This is a genomic window from Comamonas sp. (assembly GCF_009360615.1).
Lineage (GTDB): Bacteria > Pseudomonadota > Gammaproteobacteria > Burkholderiales > Burkholderiaceae_C > Comamonas.
This window is the reverse complement of the sequence record NZ_SPEY01000118.1, coordinates 1-21,110: the sequence shown is the minus strand read 5'-3', so window position 1 is coordinate 21,110 and position 21,110 is coordinate 1. Positions and strand designations below refer to the sequence as shown.

Annotated in this window: 21 protein-coding genes and 1 riboswitch; of the genes, 10 read left to right on the top strand and 11 right to left on the bottom strand. The window is 63.9% G+C overall.

Annotated elements, in window-relative coordinates; genetic code table 11:
- From E2583_RS24085 to E2583_RS24075, 3 genes are all read left to right on the top strand, one after another.
- On the top strand, positions 1-244 hold a 244-nt coding region (locus tag E2583_RS24085; protein WP_291599404.1), incomplete at its 5' end, for an acyl-CoA dehydrogenase family protein.
- Positions 245-530: 286 nt separating this feature from the next.
- The gene (locus E2583_RS24080) at positions 531-1,793 is read left to right on the top strand and encodes a CaiB/BaiF CoA-transferase family protein (protein WP_291599402.1); all 1,263 of its coding nucleotides are present in this window, start codon (positions 531-533) and stop codon (positions 1,791-1,793) included.
- A 73-nt stretch (positions 1,794-1,866) separates the two neighbouring features.
- Positions 1,867-2,835, top strand: coding sequence for a tripartite tricarboxylate transporter substrate binding protein BugE (locus E2583_RS24075; protein WP_291599400.1), 969 nt, complete (start codon positions 1,867-1,869; stop codon positions 2,833-2,835).
- A 121-nt stretch (positions 2,836-2,956) separates the two neighbouring features.
- Here E2583_RS24075 and E2583_RS24070 read toward each other — a convergent pair whose 3' ends face one another.
- Together E2583_RS24070 and E2583_RS24065 are read right to left on the bottom strand one after the other, a co-directional pair.
- Complete coding sequence (locus tag E2583_RS24070) at positions 2,957-4,006, bottom strand: porin (RefSeq protein WP_291599398.1); 1,050 nt, start codon at positions 4,004-4,006, stop codon at positions 2,957-2,959.
- 308 nt (positions 4,007-4,314) lie between these two features.
- On the bottom strand, positions 4,315-5,229 hold the full coding sequence (locus tag E2583_RS24065; RefSeq protein ID WP_291599396.1) for a LysR family transcriptional regulator: 915 nt from the start codon (positions 5,227-5,229) through the stop codon (positions 4,315-4,317).
- Between the two features lie 119 nt (positions 5,230-5,348).
- Between E2583_RS24065 and E2583_RS24060 the strand changes: the two genes are divergently transcribed.
- Entirely contained in the window at positions 5,349-6,689 is a 1,341-nt protein-coding gene (locus E2583_RS24060) for a nucleobase:cation symporter-2 family protein (protein ID WP_291599394.1), read from the top strand.
- Between the two features lie 41 nt (positions 6,690-6,730).
- Positions 6,731-7,237 (top strand): nucleoside deaminase, encoded by a 507-nt coding sequence (locus E2583_RS24055; protein ID WP_291599392.1) that lies wholly within the window; start codon positions 6,731-6,733, stop codon positions 7,235-7,237.
- Positions 7,238-7,248: 11 nt separating this feature from the next.
- On the opposite strand, the gene E2583_RS24050 is transcribed toward E2583_RS24055, so the two are convergent.
- Both E2583_RS24050 and E2583_RS24045 read right to left on the bottom strand, forming a co-directional pair.
- Complete coding sequence (locus tag E2583_RS24050; protein WP_291599391.1) at positions 7,249-8,472, bottom strand: sugar transporter; 1,224 nt, start codon at positions 8,470-8,472, stop codon at positions 7,249-7,251.
- Between the two features lie 128 nt (positions 8,473-8,600).
- Entirely contained in the window at positions 8,601-9,260 is a 660-nt protein-coding gene (locus tag E2583_RS24045; RefSeq protein ID WP_291599390.1) for an NAD(P)-dependent oxidoreductase, read from the bottom strand.
- Positions 9,261-9,368: 108 nt separating this feature from the next.
- Between E2583_RS24045 and E2583_RS24040 the strand changes: the two genes are divergently transcribed.
- Complete coding sequence (locus tag E2583_RS24040; RefSeq protein ID WP_291599388.1) at positions 9,369-10,280, top strand: LysR family transcriptional regulator; 912 nt, start codon at positions 9,369-9,371, stop codon at positions 10,278-10,280.
- A gap of 78 nt (positions 10,281-10,358) precedes the next feature.
- Here E2583_RS24040 and E2583_RS24035 read toward each other — a convergent pair whose 3' ends face one another.
- Positions 10,359-11,495 carry a branched-chain amino acid ABC transporter substrate-binding protein gene (locus E2583_RS24035; RefSeq protein ID WP_291599387.1) on the bottom strand — a complete coding sequence of 379 codons (1,137 nt, stop codon included), beginning with the start codon at positions 11,493-11,495 and terminating at the stop codon, positions 10,359-10,361.
- A gap of 239 nt (positions 11,496-11,734) precedes the next feature.
- On the bottom strand, positions 11,735-12,277 hold the full coding sequence (locus tag E2583_RS24030) for a 6,7-dimethyl-8-ribityllumazine synthase (protein ID WP_291599385.1): 543 nt from the start codon (positions 12,275-12,277) through the stop codon (positions 11,735-11,737).
- Between the two features lie 90 nt (positions 12,278-12,367).
- Positions 12,368-12,536, bottom strand: a riboswitch (FMN riboswitch).
- 244 nt (positions 12,537-12,780) lie between these two features.
- Here E2583_RS24030 and E2583_RS24025 point away from each other — a divergent pair.
- Together E2583_RS24025 and E2583_RS24020 are read left to right on the top strand one after the other, a co-directional pair.
- Positions 12,781-13,359, top strand: a complete 579-nt coding sequence (locus E2583_RS24025) for a hypothetical protein (protein ID WP_291599383.1) — start codon at positions 12,781-12,783, stop codon at positions 13,357-13,359.
- A gap of 89 nt (positions 13,360-13,448) precedes the next feature.
- Positions 13,449-14,132 carry a DUF4124 domain-containing protein gene (locus E2583_RS24020; RefSeq protein WP_291599382.1) on the top strand — a complete coding sequence of 228 codons (684 nt, stop codon included), beginning with the start codon at positions 13,449-13,451 and terminating at the stop codon, positions 14,130-14,132.
- A gap of 73 nt (positions 14,133-14,205) precedes the next feature.
- On the opposite strand, the gene E2583_RS24015 is transcribed toward E2583_RS24020, so the two are convergent.
- On the bottom strand, positions 14,206-15,195 hold the full coding sequence (locus E2583_RS24015; RefSeq protein WP_291599379.1) for an NAD-dependent epimerase/dehydratase family protein: 990 nt from the start codon (positions 15,193-15,195) through the stop codon (positions 14,206-14,208).
- A 109-nt stretch (positions 15,196-15,304) separates the two neighbouring features.
- On the opposite strand from E2583_RS24015, the gene E2583_RS24010 reads away from it, so the two are divergent.
- Both E2583_RS24010 and E2583_RS24005 read left to right on the top strand, forming a co-directional pair.
- On the top strand, positions 15,305-16,351 hold the full coding sequence (locus E2583_RS24010; RefSeq protein ID WP_291599378.1) for a CDP-6-deoxy-delta-3,4-glucoseen reductase: 1,047 nt from the start codon (positions 15,305-15,307) through the stop codon (positions 16,349-16,351).
- A gap of 120 nt (positions 16,352-16,471) precedes the next feature.
- Entirely contained in the window at positions 16,472-17,440 is a 969-nt protein-coding gene (locus tag E2583_RS24005) for a tripartite tricarboxylate transporter substrate binding protein (RefSeq protein ID WP_291599376.1), read from the top strand.
- A gap of 122 nt (positions 17,441-17,562) precedes the next feature.
- On the opposite strand, the gene folK is transcribed toward E2583_RS24005, so the two are convergent.
- The 4 genes from folK to hda are packed head-to-tail and all read right to left on the bottom strand — an operon-like array spanning position 17,563 to position 21,078.
- Positions 17,563-18,066 (bottom strand): 2-amino-4-hydroxy-6-hydroxymethyldihydropteridine diphosphokinase, encoded by a 504-nt coding sequence (gene folK, locus E2583_RS24000; RefSeq protein ID WP_291599375.1) that lies wholly within the window; start codon positions 18,064-18,066, stop codon positions 17,563-17,565.
- Complete coding sequence (pcnB, locus tag E2583_RS23995; RefSeq protein ID WP_291599374.1) at positions 18,059-19,624, bottom strand: polynucleotide adenylyltransferase PcnB; 1,566 nt, start codon at positions 19,622-19,624, stop codon at positions 18,059-18,061. The genes folK and pcnB overlap by 8 nt, the downstream gene beginning before the upstream one ends.
- Positions 19,621-20,322, bottom strand: a complete 702-nt coding sequence (locus E2583_RS23990) for an HAD family phosphatase (protein ID WP_291599373.1) — start codon at positions 20,320-20,322, stop codon at positions 19,621-19,623. The genes pcnB and E2583_RS23990 overlap by 4 nt, the downstream gene beginning before the upstream one ends.
- Before the next feature lie 57 nt (positions 20,323-20,379).
- Positions 20,380-21,078 (bottom strand): DnaA regulatory inactivator Hda, encoded by a 699-nt coding sequence (gene hda, locus E2583_RS23985; protein ID WP_003070849.1) that lies wholly within the window; start codon positions 21,076-21,078, stop codon positions 20,380-20,382.
- Positions 21,079-21,110: the final 32 nt, after the last annotated feature.

Here is a 21,110-nt window from a genome sequence, read left to right as displayed (position 1 = left end):
GAAGGACGAGCACCAGAACGTGATCGAGATCACCTCGCTGATCAAGCGCAACAACTGCGGCAAGTCGCTGGACATCGCCCGCATGGCGCGCGACATGCTGGGCGGCAACGGCATCAGCGACGAGTTCGGCGTGGCCCGCCATCTGGTGAACCTGGAGGTCGTGAACACCTACGAAGGCACGCACGATGTGCATGCGCTGATTCTGGGCCGCGCCCAGACCGGCATTGCAGCGTTTGCGAACTGATAGCGCCCTCTGAGCGGCTACGCCTCTTTCCCCCTCGCTGGCGCTTCGCGCCGCAGGGGACGGCAACCTCGCTGCGGGGCGGCGGGGCGGCCCAGGCCCTTGCTCGTTGCCCTGGCCTCGGGATCATGGCAAAGATTGCTGTTGCCGCCCCCTCTGATCACTATCTATTAACGAGCTAGTACCGTTTGATTTGTCTGGGTTTTGAATAGTTTTCAGCTCAGAACCCAGACAAATAAAGCGTAAGCAGCTATTTATTTCATTGTTTCGCTTTACGGGATCATCCGACATGAACGCAAGCTCCACCTCTCCCACCGGCGCACTGGCAGGCATCAAGGTGCTGGATCTGTCGCGCGTGCTGGCGGGCCCCTGGGCCACGCAGATGCTGGCCGATCTGGGGGCCGATGTGGTCAAGGTCGAGCGCCCTCTCGCCGGCGACGACACGCGCCACTGGGGGCCTCCGTTCCTCAGGGACGACGCGGGCAACGATACGCGCGAGGCCAGCTACTTCACGGCCTGCAACCGCAACAAGCGCAGCATCACCGTGGACATGGCACACCCCGAGGGTCGGGCGCTGCTGCAGCGCATGGCACAAGAGGCCGATGTGGTCGTGGAGAATTTCAAGACCGGCGGACTCGCCCAGTACGGCCTGGACTATGACAGTCTCAAGGCGCTGAACCCGCGCCTGGTGTACTGCTCCATCACGGGCTTCGGACAGGACGGCCCTTATGCCGAGCGCGCGGGCTACGACCTCATGGTGCAGGCCATGTGCGGACTGATGAGCATCACCGGCCATGCCGACGGAGAACCCGGCGGCGGCCCCTTGAAGGTGGGTGTGGCCGTGATCGACGTGTTCACGGGTCTCTATGCCAGCAATGCCATCCTGGCCGCGCTCAACGCCCGCGACAACGCGAGAAACGGCACGGGCCTGGGCCAGTACATCGATATGGCGCTGCTGGATGTGGGCATGGCCGTGCTGGCCAATCAGGCTGCAGGTTTTCTGGCCACCGGCCAGGCGCCCGGCCGCGCCGGCAATATCCACCCCAGCCTCGCGCCTTACCAGGACTTCCCCACGCTGGACGGCAATGTGCTGCTGGCCATCGGCAATGACGGCCAGTTTGCACGCTTTTGCGCAGCGATCGGCAAGCTCGCCTGGTCCCAGGATGCGCGCTTTGCCACCAACACCGCCCGCGTGCGCAACCGCGCGGCGCTGCTCGAGCTGCTGAAGCCCCAGATGCTTCTGCGCAGCACCGCCGACTGGATTGCACTGCTCGAAGACAAGGCCGTGCCCTGCGGCCCGATCAACACCATCGCCCAGGCTTTTGACGACCCGCAGGTCAAGGCCCGGGGCATCCGCAAGACATTGCCATCGAACGCGGGCAAGGGTATCGCTGCCATTGCCACCGTGGCCAGTCCCATGCGACTGTCCGCCACCCCCGTCACCTACCGCCATGCGCCGCCCGCTCTGGGTCAGCATACGGACGAGGTGCTGCAGGAGATGGGCCTCAGTCCCTCCGATCTGGCAGGGATGCGGGAGCGTGGCGCGATCTGACGCCCTTTTCACGCTGGCAGAGCACGGCCCAGATCAGTGCCTGCCTTTCACACATCACACCAAGGAGACAAGCATGTTCAAGTACACCGCCACCGTCGTGGCTGCCATCGCGCTTTGCGGCGCAGCCCACGCGCAGAGCAATTACCCCAACAAGCCCATCAGACTGCTGGTGCCCTTTGCCGCCGGCGGCACGACCGACCTGATCGCCCGCATCATTGCCGAGCCTCTGAGCCGCGAACTGGGCCAGTCCGTGGTGGTGGAAAACAAGGGTGGCGGAGGCGGCAGCATCGGAGCCTCCGAAACGGCCCGCGCCGCCCCGGATGGCTACAACCTGGGCATTGCCACCGTGTCCACCACGGCGACCAATCCGGCCATCAACCCCAAGATCCCCTACAACGTGGCCACCGACTTCACGCCTATCGTGAACATCGCCGCCACACCCAACATCATTGCGGCCAATCCCCGCTTCGCCGGCAAGGACTACAAGAGCTTCCTGGCCGAGATCAAGAACCATCCCGCCAAGTACTCCTACGCCTCACCCGGCCTGGGCTCCATCACCCACCTGATGATGGAAATGTTCAAGCTGGAAACCAAGACCGAGATGACCCACGTGCCCTATCGTGGCTCCGGCCCCGCACTGAACGACACCGTGGCCGGTCAGGTTCCGCTGATTTTCGACAACCTGCCCTCCACCCTGCCCTTCGTGAAGGAAAAGCGCCTCACGGCCCTGGTCGTGGCCGCCCCTCAGCGCGTGGCAGCCCTGCCCGACGTGCCCACTTTCAAGGAGATCGGCCTGCCTCAGGTCAACCGCATGGCCTACTACGGCATCGTCGGCCCCAAGAATCTTCCCAAGGACGTCGTGGCCAAGATCAACGCGGCCGTGCGCAAGGCCGTCCAGGACCCCAATGTGAAAAAGCGCATCGAGGAAAGCGGCTCCATCATCATGGCCGACACCCCCGAAGCCTTTGCCAAGCAGATGGCCGAAGAGCTGGCCGTCTACAAGAACGTGGTGCAGAAGCAGAATCTGAAGATGGACGAGTAAGCGTCTTCAGCGCATGAAAAAAGTCCCCGTCGGCGAAAGCCGGCAGGGACTTTTTCTTTGCACCACCGCATGCACAAGCCAGGTGCTCATGCATGCAACTGGTGCAAGGCAATGCCTGTCCTCAGAAACGATGACGGATACCGACCAGGGCGCTGGTGCCGGACTTGTTGGGAATGTCCATGCTCACGCGGTCATACATGGCCACGGCATAGACATCGGTACGCTTGGACAGGAAATGGTCGTAGCCCAGGCTGACGGTGGTACGTGTGCCGCTGACATTGCCCACTTCAGACTTGGTACGCGCGGCTGCGGCCTTGAAGGTTCCAGGCGTTCCACTGACGGGAATGTCCAGACCCAGGGAGTAGGTGGTGTTCTCGCGGTCCTGGGCGCCGATCCTGGCCTGACCATAAGTGGCATAGAGCTTGGCCACGCTGAAGTCATAGCTGCCGCCGACCATCCAGTTGCTCTTGGTCGGCATCACTGCCAGCGATACCGGGTTGCTGATCTGCGCACGCTCGTAGAACGCGGTCAGGCTCAGCGGTCCGCCCGAGTACATCAGGTTCAGACCCACATTCTTCTTGCCCTTGTTGCCGCTGCTGGTCTGCTCGCCGAACTGGTAATGCACATTGGCCTTGAGGCCGCCGAAACTGGGCGTGGAGTACAGCACCTGGTTGCTCCAGCCGGTGTTCGAGGCTGTGGTCAGGCTGTCCGCTCCCCAGGCAGCGGTTGTCATATTGGCATGCAGCACCAGTGGCGAGACCGTGAAGGAATCGCCGAAGGGATTGGTCAGCACCGTGGGCAGAAAGTTCGGTGCAAGACCTCGACCCAGGCTGACACGGCCAAAGCTGCCGGCCAGACCCACATTGGCATCACGCGAGAAAAAGGGGTCGGCGTCAAAACGACCGGGGGTGCCGGTATCGGCCCGAAAAAAGCCGGTGATATTGAAGTCGGCCTTGAGGCCGCCGCCCAGATCCTCCACGCCTTTCACGCCCCACCAGGAAGTGGTCAGACCGCCGGAGCCGACCGAGGCCACACGCTGCTGGCCTGCCATCTTCATGGAGCCTGCATAGCTGTCGACGGTGCCGGTGAGCTGCACGGAACTCTGGGCCTGGACCGACAGGCTGGCTGCGGCCAGGGCGATGGTGGTGAAGGTAGCGGCAAACGCTTTCATGGATGGTTTCCTCTCTAAAAAAGTTTGAGACAAACCACCCATGCAAGAGTCAGGCCAGTTTTGTATACAAAAACTGGACTTCAAACGCCATAGCGGGCCCCTCCCGGGTGTCGCAAGCCATCACGGCACATCGCCCCGATGCAGTTGCCGACATGCCGCACCCGAGCGTGACGTGCCGGGAAAGCCGCCGCACGCCGGCCAAGAGCGCAGGACTCCACGGGCTTTCTCCTGCTGCAGATCAAGGGTCCCCTGCTCCTTCGGGGGATCGCCCGCGTCTGTGCCCATCCCGCCCCCCTCCGCCCTGTGGCCTAGAACGTGGTGGGATGACCTGCGCTGTCACGCTCGGTGATCCGGCTGCGCGCGAGCTCGTCGCGCAGCCAGCGTGCGGCCCGGCCCAAGGGCACCGACTTGTTCCAGAGCAAATCCACCCCCACCAGCCAGTCGGTGTGCGGATAGGCCTCGAGCCGCAACTCCACCAGTTCACCGCGCTCCAGCTCGGACAGCACCAGACGGCGCGGCAACGTGGCCCAGCCCAGGCCGGCACGCGTCATCTCCAGCAGGGCCAGATAGCTTTCGGCACGCCAGCGACGCGGCGTGTGCAGATACTCGGTGCTGGGCAGCCCTTCGCTATGGGCACTGAAGGCCAGGCGCCGGTGACGATGCAGCTCGGCAAAACTGACGCTTTTGCGGCCCGCGAGCGGATGACTGCTGGCTGCCACATGCGACATGACCAGCTTGCCCATCTGCACAAAGCCCAGCTCGCGCGGGTAGTTGGGCTGCGAGAAGGCCACGCCGAGCTGGGCCTGCCCCTGGCGCAGCAGCACGCTCACATCTCCGTCCAGGGGATGGCGTATCTCCACATCGACGAACGCAAAGGCCTGGGCGAATGCGGTCAGCGGCCGGGTAATCGCGTCGTAGGGAATCTCGATGGCCAGCGTGAGCGATGGCTCCACTCCCTGGTTCAGGCTGTGGGCGTGATGCTCCAGGTCCAGGCAGCGGTCCAGCACCTCCGACACCTCGCGCAGCAGACCCCGGCCCGCATCCGTCAGCGTGGGAATCTTGGTACTGCGGTCGAACAGCTCCAGGCCCAGGTCCACCTCCAGGTTGGCAATGGCGGAGCTGACCGTCGATTGGGGCCGCCGCAGCTGACGAGCCGCTGCCGAGAACGACCCCGCAGACACCACGGTGGAGAAGATTTCGAGCTGATCCAGGGTGTAGCGCATGCATCGCATTTTCCATCGGATTTCACGATGGATACAAACTTGTTTTGTTCAATTTTCCGATTGATCATGCCTGCACCGTCCCCGCACAGAGGGATGGGTCCAGCAAGGAGGCTCCTGCCATGAACCCATCTTCCGCCGACCATCCAGTCGATCAGATCCTGCCGCTGCCGCAAATGGCCGGCTACGGCCTGCAGCATGTGCTGGTGCTCTATGCGGGTGCCGTCGCCGTCCCCCTGATTCTGGGAGGCGCCCTGGGGCTGACGCCCGGGCAGGTGGTGATCCTCATCAATGCCAACCTGCTGACCTCGGGCGTGGCCACACTGATCCAGACCCTGGGTTTCTGGAAGTTCGGCGCGCGCCTGCCCCTGGTGCAGGCCTGCTCTTTCATCGCGCTGGCGCCCATGATCATGATCGGCAAGGAGTATGGACTGGCCCATGTGTTCGGCGCGGTGATCGCGGGCGGCGCCATCACCGCGCTGGCGGCGCCGGTGACCAGCCGGCTGCTGCGTTTTTTTCCGCCTGTGGTGATTGGCAGTCTGATCACCATCATCGGCATCTCGTTGATGCCGGCCGCCGCCATCTGGCTGGGCGGAGGCAACCCCGATGCCGATGACTTCGGCCGCGCATCGAATCTGCTGCTGGGCCTGATCACCATCGTCATCACGTTGTTCATCTATGCGCGCTTTCGCGGCTTCCTCGGCAACCTGGCCGTGCTGCTGGGCCTGGTCGCGGGTACCGCCATCGCTGCAGCCTTCGGGCTGGCCGACTTTGCCCAGGTGGGCAAGGCCGCCTGGTTCGAACTCAGCCCACCGTTCGCCTTCGGCATGCCGCAGTTCGGGCTGGCACCCGCGCTGATCATGGCATTGGCCATGCTGGTCATCATGGCCGAAACCACGGGCAACTGCATGGCCATCGGACAGATCGTGGGTCGCCCCGCAAGCCGGCAGACGCTGGGCAATGCCTTCCGCGCCGATGGTCTGTCCACCATGATCGGCGGCGTGTTCAACAGCTTTCCGTACAACGCCTTCACGCAGAACACAGGATTGATTGCGCTGTCTGGCATCAAGAGCCGCTATGTGGTGGCCAGCGCGGGCGCCATCATGATTCTGATGGGACTGTTTCCCAAGCTCGGCGCGCTGATCGCCTCGGTGCCGCGCCCCGTGCTGGGCGGCTGCGCCATCGTCATGTTCGGCATGACCACGGTGGCCGGCATCCAGGAGCTGTCGCGCGTCCGTTTCGAGGGTACGCGCAATGCGCTGGTGGTGGCCGTCTCGGTCAGCGTGGGCGTGCTGCCCATGTCCTTCCCCGCTCTGTTCGCCCAGGCCAGCGGCCCGCTCAGGCTGGTGCTGGACAGCGGCATCTTCCTGGGCGCAATTGCAGCCGTGCTGCTCAACCTCATCCTCAACCGCGGCACAGAGTCCTGCGAGCAGGAGCCGACGACAGCCGGAGCCGCGCACTGAGCCGCCCTTTTCCGCATCAAGCCCCTACGGAGACCATGCCCATGCAAACCGACGACAACGTTCTGACCCACCCGCGCGACCTGCAGCTGCTGCGCGCTGCCATTGCCCTGTCCCAAGAATCCAAGCAGCGCGGACGCCATCCATTTGCGGCCCTGGTCGCCAACGAGCATGGCGAGATCGTGGCCCAGGCCGGCAACAACTCCATGCCGCCCGAAGGCGACCCCACGCAGCACGCGGAGCTGGCCGCTGCTGCGATGGCCGCGCGCAGGCTCACGCCCGAGGAACTGGCGCGATGCACGCTCTACAGCAGCGCCGAACCCTGCTGCATGTGCTCGGGCGCCGTGTACTGGACGGGAATAGGCCGCGTGGTCTATGCACTGTCCGAGCACTCGCTGCTGGCGCTGACCGGCGACCATCCCGAGAACCCGACCTTCTCCCTGCCCTGCCGCGAGGTATTTGCACGCGGACAGCGCCCTGTACAAGTGCTGGGCCCCCTGCTGGAAGACGAGGCTGCCGCCCCGCACCTCGGGTTCTGGACGCAGGACTGAGTGCCAGGGCGTCAGCCGCCCTGCCTGGCCGGCAGGACGCGGAAGCTGTCGGCCAGCTTCAGCATCATGAACAAGCACAGCGCGCCCCCCAGGGTGATCAGCAGCCCCCCCGCGAGGCCGATATGCGCCATGCCCCACTGCTGGCTGACGATGCTGCCCAGCAGCGCGCCACCGCCAATGCCGATATTGAAAATGCCCGAGAACATGGACATGGCCACATCGGTGGCATCGGGCGCCAGATTCAGCACCTTGGACTGCATCGACAGCGCAAAGCAGATCATGGCAATGCCCCAGACCGAGCTTTGAAGATAAAGACTCCAGACATGGGGGCTGCTCATGAGCAGCAGCAGCAGGCTCACGGCCAGCACGCCAATGGAAGCCAGCAGAAAGCCGCGCGGAAAGCGCAGGCCGAACCAGCCGAACAGCACGCTGCCCACGATGCCCATGCCGCCATACAGCAGCAGCACCGCCGTGGTGACATCGCCGGCATGGCCGGCGATGTCCTGCACAAAGGGCTCGATATAGCTATAGGCCGTGAACTGCCCGGTAATCACCACCACCAGCAGCACATAGATGCCCACCAGCGCCGGACGCCTGAACAGCATGGGCACACTAGACAGGGAGCCGGCGTTCTCGCTGGGCAGCAAAGGCAACAACTTGCCCAGCACCAGCATCACCGCCGCAGCCACCGCGCCAATGGCCAGAAACGTCATGCGCCAGCCCAGCCATTCGCCCACGATGCGGCCCAGCGGAATGCCCAGCACCATGGCCACGGAAGTGCCCGTGGCCAGCAGGCTCAATGCCATGGCCTTCCTGCCCGGAGGTGCCACCCGCACGGCCAGCGAGGCCGTGATGGACCAGAACACCGCATGCGACAGCGCAATGCCGATACGGCTGATGACCAGGGACGCATAGCTCCAGGCCACACCCGAGAGCAGATGGCTGAGCACGAACACCGCGAACACGCCCATCAGCAGCTTGCGCCGCTCCACCTTGCGCGTGAGCAGCATGAAGGGTAACGAGGCCAGCGCCACCACCCAGGCATAGATGGTGAGCATCAACCCCACCTGCTCGACCTGCATGTCAAAGCTGGCGCCAATGCTGCTGAGCAGGCCGACCGGCACGAACTCGCTGGTATTGAAAACAAAAGCCCCCAGCGCCAGCGCAATCACGCTGAGCCAGGCCTGGGTGGGAGATCGGGTCGATTCGATAGGGGCAGTCAAGGTTTCTGTCATGCAATAAAGGCGTGCCGGCTTCTAGGGCCGCAAAACCCGAAATTGTGCGCTTGCAGCATGACAGCAGACAGACAGCCCGGCCTTGCCCCATCAATCAATGGGGTCGGACTGGGCGACGACAGGACTGATCAGTACGCGACGGTGAACCGGGCTTTCACGTGTTCCCCGCTCTCCAGGGCATCGATCAATGCCACCGCAAGGTCCTGCACCGAAATATCGCCGGGCTGACCGTCAGCCTGCATCAACGGCTCGTCCTTACCCGTGCGGTACTCGGCAGTGCGGCCCCTGGATTGCGCAGCCGAGCCGCCATGAAAGCCCACGGCCGGGCTCAGCATGGTCCAGTCCAGAGCGACTTCCTTTTGCAGCTCGGCAAACATGTCGCGCGCCGCAGAGGCACCGGGCTTGATGAAGGCCGGAAAGTCTGGCGAATCCACGAGCTGTTGCCCGTTCACATACAGGCTGCCGGCCCCGCCCACGACCAGATAACGGCGGATGCCCGCAGCCTTGACGCCTCGTACGATGGCGCGCGAGCCCTGCATGAAATCGTCATAGATATTGGGATTGTTCCAGCCCGCGTTATAGGCGCTGACCACGGCATCGCAGCCGGCCACGGCGCGCTGCACCTCGTCGGCGTTGAGCACATCGGCCTTGACGAACTGCACATGTTCGCGCGCCGCAGCGGCCTCGGGCTTGCGTACCAGGGCCACGACTTCATGACCGCGACGCAGCAACTCATCCAGCAATCCCGCACCGACAAAACCCGTGGCGCCAATCAATGCAACTTTCATGGAAAAACTCCTTGTATCTTCAACAGGACTAAAGATTAATCGGCCTCGGTGGCGAGAAAAACCCCTTCAATCCACCATGACCTTTAAGTAGCACTTCAAAATAGTCCCATGGAAGATCTCAGACGCATGGCCATTTTTGCCGCCGTAGTGGAACGCGGCAGCATGAGCGCGGCCGCCCGCCAGCTCGACATGTCGCCCTCGGCGGTCAGCCAGCACATCCGTCAGCTGGAGCAGGAAGCAGGCCTGACACTGCTGCACCGCTCCACGCGTCAGCTGGCGCTGACCGATGCCGGCCAGCGCTTCTATATCCAGTGCGCCGCCATGTGCGAAGCCGCCAGCCGTGCACGTGCCGAACTGGCCGCCGAGCATCAGCAACCCAGCGGTGAGCTGCGTCTGGCAGCCCCGGCGGGCTTCACCCAGCATGCCGCCCCGGCGCTGGGCCAGTGGCTGGCCATGCACCCCGGGCTGCGACTGCGCCTGCTGATGGATGACGCCCCCATAGACCTGATCCAGGCGCGCGTGGATCTGGCGCTGCGGTTCGGCAGCCTGCAGGACTCCAGCTGGGTGGCCCGCCATCTGGGGCGCAGCGCCACCGTGCTCTGCGCCTCGCCGGATTGGATCAAGGCCCACGGCAGCACGCCTCGACACCCTAGCGAGCTGGCACAGCTGCCCTGGCTGGAGATGAGCCGCAGCGACGATGCCCAGACCGATTTCCTGTGGCGCCAGCAGGGTACTGCGCAGGCGTACCGGCTGCAGGTACGCCCGCTCATGATCAGCAACCATCGCAGCGCGGTGCAGCAGTTCTGCGAGGCAGGTCTGGGCCTAGCACTGCTCTCGGCCCATGACGTGGCGGCCAGCCTGGAGACAGGCAGCCTGGTGCGCCTGCTGCCCGACTGGAACATGGGCATGCTGGACATCTGGGCCGTCACCGCCAGCCGCGACACCCTGCCTGCCAAGGTGCGCGAGGCCATCGAGGTCCTTCGCCACTATTTCGCGCAGCTGCAAGGCATGCAGAACTAGCGCGAGTCCCTGGCTTGCAACGAACGAGCCCACAGCCATCCGCCTCAGCCACTCGGGAGCCGACAGCAAAAAAGCCAATCAGTTCAGGTCGATGGGCGTCTTGTTGCCGTTCACATAGCGGCTCAGCGTATAGCTGGGGTTCTTCATTTCGCCGTTCTTCTCGAACTGGATCTTGGAGGTCACCCCCGAATAGTCGGACTTCTGCAGGAAGGGGATATAGACCTTGGGGTCCCATGAATTGGCACGCTTCATGGCATCGGCCAGCAGCATGGTGCCGTCGTAGAAATAGGGACTGTAGACCTGGAACTGGCCGGGATACTTGGCGTCATAGCGCTTCTTCCACTCCGTGCCGCCGGGCATCTTGGCAATCGAGGCACCGCCGTCGGCGCAGACCACGTTCTCCAGCGGCTTGGCGCCTGCAGCCACCTTGGCCAGCTCGGTCACGCAGATGCCGTCGCCGCCGAACATCTTGACGTCATTCATGCCCAGCTGGGCCATCTGGCGAAGCATGGGGCCAGCCTGCCCATACATGCCGCCGTAGAAAATGGCATCGGGCTTCTTGGCCTTGATCGAGGTCAGAATGGCCATGAAGTCCGTGGCCTTGTCGTTGGTGAACTCGCTGGCCACGATCTTGATGCCCTGCTTTTCGGCATCTTTCTTGAACACATTGGCCAGGCCCTGGCCGTAAGCCGTGCGATCGTCGATCACGGCCACGTTCTTGAGCTTGAGGTTCTTGGCCGCATAGGTGGCCAGCGCAGCGCCCAGCGCATTGTCGTTGGCAATCACGCGGTATGTGGTGTTCCAGCCGGGCTTGGTCAGATCGGGATTGGTGGCGGCGCCGGTGATCATGGGAATGCCGCAGTCATGGAAGACCTTGGACGACGGAATCGCCACGCCGGAGTTCACAAAGGCCACGGCACCGGCCACCTTGTCGTCGCAGAGCTTCTGCGACGCTGCAGTGCCCTGCTTGGGATCGGCCACATCGTCTTCGGCCACCAGTACGAACTTGACCTTCTTGCCGCCGATTTCCATGCCCTTGGCGTTCAAGTCCTCGATGGCCATGCGCACGCCGTTTTCATCGTCCTTGCCGAAGTGGGCCTGAGGGCCGGAGGTCGGGCCGATATGGCCGATCTTGATGACCTGCTCCTGGGCCATCACCCCGCCGGCCATACCCGCTACGACTGTCGCGATACACAACTTGCCAAAATTCTTCATTGCGCACTCCACTCGGTTGAGACAAGACGCAACCTTATGCCCCGCGACTGGCAATTGGCAATGAGGCAATCACATAGGTGCAGCGAGTGCTACACCGGCACAACAATCAGTGTTTTCCGGGATCGGCAAGTGCGTCGGGCTGTGCTGGGGAAACCCGCTCCAGAACCCTGCTCTCGAAATGGCAGCAGCACCAAAGAAGAACGCCCCAGACTGGGGCGTTTTCATCAGGGGCTGTCCGCTCAGGCCGCCTTGGCCTGCAGCAGTGCATCCACCCTGGCATGCTGGTCCAGCGTGCTCAGGCAGGCATGGGCCACTTCCACACCCTTCTTCACGAAGTGCTGACGGAAGAACTCCACATGGTCGCCATGTTCGTGAAAGTCGCGCGGCGTCAGCACGGCGGAGAACACCGGCACTTCGGCGTCCATCTGCACGCGCATCAGAGCGTCGATCACGGCCGTGGTCACGAACTCATGGCGATAGATGCCGCCGTTGACGATCAGAGCCGTGGCGATCACGGCGTCGAAACGACCGCTTTGTGCCAGCTTCTTGGCCAGCAGCGGGATTTCAAAGGCACCGGGCACGCTGAAATGCGTGATATTGCCTGCCTGCACGCCTTGTGCCTGGAGCTCGGCCTGGGCGGCATCGCGGGCCTGGTAGACCACTTCGGTGTGCCAGCTGGCACTGATGATGGCAATACGGCTGCGGCCGGCCACAGCCTTCCAGGGCGTGCCTTCGGAAGTCGCGTGAGTGGCAAAGTTCATGGAGATGGGGGTCTGATTCATGGTGGTATTTCCAGAAAATTCCAATGAATCAGGGCGTGCGCGGGAACACCTGCCCATGCGGCAGCGACAGCTGCACCACGGACCGGTGCTGCGCGATCTCTTTCATCCGGACTATGACCGTCGGCTCTGGCATCTCACCAGATCTGCTGACCCTGCAGGCTCTGGCGAGACTGCAGGCGCTCGCGGGCTGCTGCAGTCAATGCAAGGCATTGCCGCAGATACCGCCGGTGGGGAATTGCACCCCGCCCTGAGAACGCTGCTTTGCAGTGAACCTGGATTCACCGCAAGACGAAGTCATTCTAGCGAGGCTGTGGCTGCGCTTTTGACAAAAGGGTCACTATGGCGTCAATCTGAAAAATCAAGACAAACTGCCTTCATCGTCCATCTACGAGCCGAAGCAAGCTCTCATTTGATGAGCACTTAGCATCATGAAGTCAACCTGGAACAGCCGCCGGACGTTGAAAGTACAGACCTGTCTCCACTTACACCCCATCCGACACGCCATGAAGCCATCCCTGCAGGCATTGATGTCCCTCCCCACGCGCTGGGCCAGCATGGGAGCTTTGGCTGTGCTGTGCACGGCCTGCGCGGTTCCCGGCGAATATGACTCCGGCTATGGCGGTGGTTATGGCGGCAGCTATGGCTCCACCACCATCTACAGCACCCAGCCGGCCTATCCCGCCTACCCGGCCTATCCCGCCTATCCGGTGTACCAGGGACAGGATCGCAATGACTGGGCATGGCGTGAACGCGAGCGCCGCCAGTGGGAGCGACAGCGCGAGCTGGAGCGCGAACGCGCCCAGAACATGCGCGATCGCGATCAATGGCAGCGACAGATGGAGCGCGACCGCGACCAGCAGCGCATGCAGGATCAGCAACGCCGCGAATGGGAACGTCAACAGTCCCAGAACCGTCGCGATCAGGACCAGATGCGCCGCCAGCAGGAGCAACAACAGCAATTGCAGCAACGCGAGCGTGATCGCCAGCAGAGAGACCGAGAAACCGAACGTGATCAGCGCCAGCAACAACGCCAGCGCGAAGGTCAGCAACAAGGCTTTCCGCCTCGCGGAGACTGGCGTTGAACGGACGCCGTGGCGGCACGACACCGCTTCTGCTTTTCTCGCTCCCGCTTCATAATTTGCAGGCCTCAAACGCCTTTGAAGGAGCGGTCATGCCACAGCCCCTATCTCCCGCCGTCATCCTGCGCAAGTTGCCGCTGGGCTTGCTGCTGGGCTGGGTGCTGATCGCAGGCACGGCCCAGGCTCAGGTCATGCGCTGTGTCGATGCCAAGACTGGCGAGGTGACCTATACCAACGGCCGCTGCATCTCGGGCGAAATGAGCACGCAGATTCAGGCGGCGCAAAGCGCCGAGGAAATTGCGGCCGAGCGCGCCAATGCCAGCCAGGCGCGGGAACGCAGCAAGGCCCAGATGGCACGTGACGAAGCCGAGCGCCGCCAGCGTGAAGAGCAGGAGCGCAAGGAGCGCGAGGCCGCCGAGAGAGCGCAGGCGCGGGCCGGATCGAATCTGGAAAACACGGCCGCCTGCCGCCAGGCGCGCGAGCGCTACAACACCATACTCGCCGAAGCCAGCCCCGACCCGGCCACCTGGGGGGAGCGCAGCCAGGCGGCCCAGGCCCAGATGGAGATGAGCTGTCTGGGCGCAGCCGCCTACCAGCAGCTGCAGCAAAGCCGCGCGCTGCAGCCCAATGCCATCAACCGCCCGCAGTGGGGCTATGGCTATCCCAATCGCTACCCGCCGGCACGCCCCACGCCCTCGCAGCCGCCCGCCAAGATTGTCAACTGCAATGTCTTCCGCTGCTATGACAACCGTGGCGGCGTTCATCCGATACCGTAACCCCTGAGGCGCCTTGCGCCGTCCCGTGGGGTGACGGCTTCATTGTGCGGCGGTGCCTGCCTGCAACCCATTGCTAGCCCGCGCCATCAGGAGACGGCAGTGCGCTTTGCTCTGCCTGGCTTTGCAGGCCTTCGGTCACTGTGGGATAGCGCAGCCTGAGTCTCAACTCGCGCTTGAGCCGCCGATTCGACAGCCGCCGCGACTCGCTCATGAAGCTCAGCAGACTGGCGGGCAGCTCGGTCTGCGCCTGCTCGCGCGAAATGCGCGGCGGCCTGGCCAGGCCGTAGAGATCGGCCGCCAGATCGAAGTAATCCCCCATCTTCAGCCGTGTGTCGTCGCTGGCGTGATAGATGCGCTGCGGCTGGCCGCGCCACAGCGCAAGCAGGCAGGCCCGTGCCAGGTCATCGGCATGAATATGGTTGGTATAGACATCGTCCTCGGACCGCAGCACGGCGGTGCCCCGCTGCAGGCGGGTGCGAGGCGTACCGCCCTCCCGGTCAGGGGCGTAGATGCCGGGAATGCGCAGCAGGCTGACCCTCAGACCCGAGCGCCCTGCAAAGCGCACGGCGAGTTCTGCGTTCACGCGGCGCTGGGCTCTGGCGGTCGTCGGCGCGACGGATCGGGTTTCGCTCACCCACGCTCCCCGACAGTCGCCATAAACCCCCGAGGTCGATGCGTAGACCAGACTGCGCGGCAGGCTGCGCAGACGCAGTACCCGCATCAGCGCCGTGGTGCGCGTGTCCAGCCACCAGCGCTCGTCCCCGGCAGCCGGTGCCGCAGGCGGCGCCAGGTGCAGCACCCTCGTGGCGATGCCAGCCAGTCTGCGCAGGCTGGCCGGATCATCCAGATCCCCCCGCAAAGGCCTCACGGCCTGGGCATGCAGCAACCCGGCCCGCTCCGGGTTGCGGCTCAAGGCCAGCACCTGGACTGCCTGCCTGCCACGGCCCGAAGCGCCAAGCAATCGAGACACGCGCTGGCCCACATCGCCATGGCCGACGATCAATAGACGTTCACGACGAAAGCGCGCTGGCAGCGCGCCCAATGGGCTTTGGTTTGAGGGCAAAATCGGGACCTGCTGCGTACAAGTTCTAAGGAGCCACTGGCGTTGCTGCAACAGCAGCGGCGCCAACAAAAAGGCTACCGGATACGCCTTCAAGGATAACCAAAACGTCATGACCGAGATTGCCAACGCTTCGTTTGAAATTACCGTCCAGCCCAGCGGACGTGCTTTTGCCACTCAGGGCGCTGAAACCATTCTGGCTGCTGCGATTCGTACCGGCGTCGGCCTGCCTTACGGCTGCAAGGATGGTGCGTGCGGCTCCTGCAAGTGCAAGAAGCTCAGCGGCGATGTCAGCCACGGCACGCACTCGGACAAGGCCTTGAGCGCGGAGGAGGAGGCCGGCGGCTATGTGCTGACCTGCTGCGCAACGCCGCGCAGCAATGTGGTGCTGGAGTCGCGCCAGGTCACGGATGCGAGCTCCTTCCCCATCAAGAAGATGCCCGTGCGCGTGGCCGCGCTTGAAAGGAAGTCGCATGACGTGATGCAGGTACGCCTGCAATTGCCGGCCAGCGAGAAGTTCCGCTACCACGCGGGCCAGTATGTGGAGTTCATCCTGCGCGACGGTGCCCGCCGCGCCTACTCCATGGCCACCGCGCCTCATGTGCAGGAGAGCACCCCCGGCATCGAGCTGCATATCCGCCACATGCCCGGCGGCAAGTTCACCGACCATGTCTTCGGCGGCATGAAGGAAAAGGAAATCCTGCGTGTGGAGGGTCCGTTCGGCAGCTTCTTCCTGCGCGAGGACTCGGACAAACCCATCATCCTGCTGGCATCAGGCACGGGCTTTGCCCCCATCAAGGCGCTGATCGAGCATATGCGCCACAAGGGCATCGACCGCCCGGTCACGCTGTACTGGGGCGGCCGCCGCCCCGGCGATCTGTACGACGCCAGCTGGATTGCCGAGCACACGGCCGCCATGCCCCGTTTCAGGTATGTGCCCGTGATCTCCGATGCCCTGGCCGAAGATGCATGGACGGGCCGCACCGGCTTCGTCCACCAGGCTGTGCTGGACGACTTTGCCGACCTGTCCGGCTACCAGGTCTATGCCTGCGGCGCCCCCGTTGTCGTGGATTCTGCCCGCGCCGCTTATACCAGCGAACGCGCCCTGCCCGCCGAAGAGTTCTACGCCGACGCCTTCACTTCCGAAGCGGACAAGTAAGCGCGCTGTTTTGCGAAAGGCCCGATGCATTCCTTGACGCATCAGGGTTTACGCGCAGTTTTCCTGCACAAGTAACCGCCTCCGCCGGAGCATCTGCAATTTTTTGCACAATAGACGTCTATGAACCGTAGAAACAGCCTTCTCTCGGTCATGGCGGCCGTTGCTGCCTTGGCCTCTCCCCTCTCCCAGGCCCAAGAACCCATCCGTCTGATCGTGCCCTACGCGCCAGGTGGTCCGCTCGACATCACCTCCCGCGCACTGGCGGAGCGGGTGCGCGATTCTCTGGGGGTCGTCATCATCGACAACAAGGCCGGTGCCGGAGGCAACATCGGCGCCGATGCCATCGCCAAGGCACAGCCTGACGGCATGACCATCGGCCTGGCCGCCACAGCCACCCATGCCGTCAATCCCTGGCTCTATGCCAAGATGCCCTATGACGCAGGCAAGGACTTTGCCGGCATCACCCAGATGGTGCGCGTGCCCAATGTGCTGGTGATGAATGCCGCCAAGGCCGAGCAGCTCAAGATCCACAGCGTGGCCGACCTGATCGCCTACGCCAAGAGCCACCCCGGCAAGCTCAACTACGGCAGCGGAGGCAATGGCTCCGCAGGCCATCTGGCCGGCGAGATGCTCAAGCAAAAGGCCGGCATCTTCGCACTGCACGTGCCCTACCGTGGAGCCAACCCCGCCCAGCTGGCCCTGCTGTCCGGCGAGGTGGACTTCAATATCGACAATCTGGCTGCAGCCGCGCCCAATATCAAGAGCGGCAAGCTGGTGGCCCTGGCGGTGACATCGCTCAACGCCTCGCCGCTGCTGCCCGGCGTGCCTGCGCTGTCCAAGACCTACCCTGGCTTTGCCATCGACACCTGGTGGGGACTGGTGGCCCCGGCCGGCACCCCCAAGCCGGTGCTGGACAAGCTGAGCAAGGCTTTCAATGATGCCCTGCACGCACCGGAAACCAAGACCCGCTTCAACGCCCTGATGGCCGAACCCGTAGGCTCGACACCTGCCGAATTCGACAAGTTCATGGCTGCCGAGCGCGCCAAGTACCAGCCCATCGTCAAGGCGTCGGGCGCCAAGGTCGACTGATAGCGGCCGCTGCCGCTATTGAAAAGCCCCGGCAGTCATCCAGGCAACCGGGGCTTTTTCATGCGTGATTTAGGCATCCATCGCTTGCCGGGCAAGCGCCAATCCAATCAGAAGCCAGCTGATCAGGACTTCCACCAGCCCTGGACCAGGCTGCGCTCTATGCCCTGGTCAGCCACGGAGTGCAGCTGCTCGGCACTCACGATACCGGGCGCGATTTCGGCCAACGGCAGCAGCACAAAGGCTCGCTGCCACATCCTCGGGTGGGGCAGGATCAACTCGGGAACGTTCGACTGCCGAGCCCCCCACAGCTCGATATCCAGATCCAGCGTACGCGGAGCATTGCGGTAGGGGCGCTCGCGTCCGGCCTGCTGCTCGATCGCCTGGAGCGCATGCAGCAGATCCAGGGGCTCCTGTGCGGTGCGCAGCAGCGCCACCGCATTCAGATAGTCGGGCCCGGACGAATCGATGGGTTTGCTGCTGTAGAGCGAGGACACGGCCAGCAACTCGGTCTGCGCCAGTCCGGCCAGCGCCGCCACCGCCCAGGACAGGGTCCGGCGTGCATCGCCCAGATTGGCCCCGAGGCCGACAGCCACCGTGTCGGCCGCCAGGGCAGGCGGTCTATTCATCGCCACCGGCGGCAGGAGCTGCGCCAGCGGAGGGCTTGCGACGGCGACGACGGCGCTTTTTGGGCGCGGCGGCATCGCCTTCCGCGGCGATCTGTTCCAGCGGGCTGTCCTGTTCGCCTTCGGCCTTCTTCCTGACCACCCGATGCACCTTGGGTGTCGTCTGCTGCTGGGCGCGCTGGCGCGCGCGCTGTTCGTCGCGGGCCTGGGCGATCAGGTCATCGCGCTGGGCGTCATCGGCCTGCTGGAACTCCTGCCACCAGCTGGCCAGGCTTTCCTCGACCTCCCCGATATCGGCACGCAGGCGCATGAAGTCAAAACCGGCCCGGAAGCGCGGCTGCGCCACCATGGAGTGCGGCGTGGCCCCGGTGCGCTTGTCGAAGCGCGGCTGCATGACCCAGATCTCGCGCATGTCGGCAGCCAGCTTGCCCCGCCCCGAGACATCGCCGATACGCTGATCGAACACCTCGTCAATCGACTCCTGCAGCGCAGGGAAAGGGTGATAGTTCTTGGCCAGACGCTTTTCCCACCCCTGCTTGACGTCCTGCCACAGCACGCAGGCCAGCAAGAAACTGGGCGCCACGGGCTTGCCTTCGGCTACACGGCGGTCGGTATCCATCAGCGCGGCCTGCACGAAGGGATGGTCGGCGCGCTCCATGACCACGTCCAGCAATGGATAGATGCCGCGCGACAGACCCAGTTCCTTGAGCTGCGCCACAGAAGCCAGCGCGTGGCCGGTCTGCAGCAGCTTGAGCATTTCGTCGAACAAGCGGCTTTGCGGCACTTCCTGCAGCAGCGGCTCGCACGCCACCAGGGGCTGGGCCGTCTTGGCTTCGAGCTTGAAGCCCTTGCCGCTGAGCTTGGCGGCAAAGCGCACGGCCCGGATGATGCGCACCGGGTCCTCGCGGTAGCGCGTGGCCGGATCGCCGATCATGCGCAGCACCTTCTTCTTGGCGTCCGCAATGCCGCCGTGATAGTCGACCACGATCTGTGTCTCGGGGTCGTAGTACATGGCGTTGATGGTGAAGTCGCGGCGCGTGGCGTCCTGGTCCTGCGGGCCCCAGACGTTGTCGCGCAGCACGCGACCGCTGGCATCCACGGCATGTTTCAGGCCTGCCAGCTGATTCTTGCTGGTACGTTCGTTGCCGCTGACCTGCTCGGCCGCACTGTTGTCCAGAAAGGCTCGGAAGGTGGAAACCTCGATCACTTCGTTTTCCCGGCCGCGACCATAGACCACGTGCACGATGCGAAAACGCTTGCCGATGATGAAGGCGCGGCGAAACAGGTTCTTGACCTGTTCGGGCGTGGCATCGGTGGCCACGTCGAAGTCCTTGGGGCGCAGGCCCAACAGCAGGTCGCGCACGGCGCCACCGACGATATAGGCCTCGTGGCCCGAGCGCTTGAGGGTCTGCACCACATCGATGGCGCGGCGGTCCACCAGGTTGGGGTCGATGCCATGCACCTGAACCGGCACTTCCTCGCGCTTGCCGAACTTGGGCTTGCGCGATCGGGGGGCTGAGGGCCCCTTGCCCAGCAGCTTGTCAATAATGGTCTTGATCATGGTGCTTCGCTAAATAGGTCCACGATGCGCCAGCCGCGTTCCTCGGCCAGGGCACGCAAGCGCGCATCGGGGTTGGTGGCCACCGGGTGATCCACTTTTTCCAGCAGGGGCACATCGTTCATGGAGTCGCTGTAGAAGGTCGCTTCCACGTCCTCCCAGCGCAGGCCGCGCCGGGCCAGCCATTCGGTCATGCGCACGACCTTGCCCTCGCGCATGTTGGGAATGCCGGCGATCTCGCCCGTGAACCAGCCGCTGCCATCACGCTCAAGCTCGGTCGCCAGCAGATGCTGCACGCCGAAGGCCTGGGCAATGGGGCGCGTCACGAACTCGTTGGTGGCCGAAGTGATGACCACCGTATCGCCCGCATCCAGGTGCTGCTGGACCAGGGCCAGGGCGGCAGGCTTGATCGCCGGGCGAATGACTTCGTCCATGAAGCGCTGATGCGCAGCCGTGGCTGCAGCCTCGCCGCGCTGCACCACGGCAGCCGTGGCAAAGCGCACATAGTCGGGGATATTCAGACGCCCGGCCAGATAGTCATCAAAAAAGGCGTCGTTCTGGCGCCCGAACTCCTCGCGGTCGCACCAGCCGATGGCAATGGAGAACTCGCCCCAGCCATGGTCGGAATCCAGCGGCAGCAGCGTATGGTCCAGGTCAAACAGGGCCAGCCTGGGCTTGATAGCCAATTCAGAAGTCGACATGCAAATCCAACAAAAAGTGCTGTGGCATGGCCAAAGCGGAGAGCGTGACCAGAGGCCTCACTCGGTTTCCAGCATGGTCTTGAGCAGCGGGATGGTGATGGCGCGCTTGTTGCGCAGGGCAAAACCGTCCAGCATGTCCAGCAGCTGCATCAGCGAACCCAGATCGCGCGAAAAGCGCCTGAGCATGTAATCCATCACTTCGTCGCTCAGAAACACGCCACGCGCATCCGCCTCCTGACGCAGCACGGCGCGCCGTGCCGACTCGTCGAGCAGATGCAGCTGATAGACATGACCCCAGCCAAGACGGGTACGCAGGTCCTCACGCATCTTGAGATCGGCCACCGGCAGCTGGCCCGCAGCCAGCACCCAGCGCGGCAAGCCGGTGGCAGGGCTGGTGGCATTCACAAACCAGTTGAAGGCTCGCGCCTGCTGGAACGGGGTGTAGATATCCACATCGTCCATGAGCACGGCCGCCCAGCGCTCGTCGAACTCGGGCGGGAATGGGGTGGATGCATCCATCCAGCCCACCATCGCACCCTGCTCGCGCAAAGCTTCACGCACCGCCTTGAGCAAATGGCTCTTGCCAGACCCGGCCTCTCCCCAGAGATAGGTGGGCACTGGCGTGCGCGACTGCTGCAGCTGACCATCTCCCACCCAGTGGCGCAGATGATCGATCAGCGCAGCATTCGGACCGACGAAGAAACGCGCAAGCGTCGGGCCGGGCGCCATGCTGATATCCAGAGCCAGCTGCTTCATCTGCGACATACGCGCAGCGCCCCCTTTCCTGG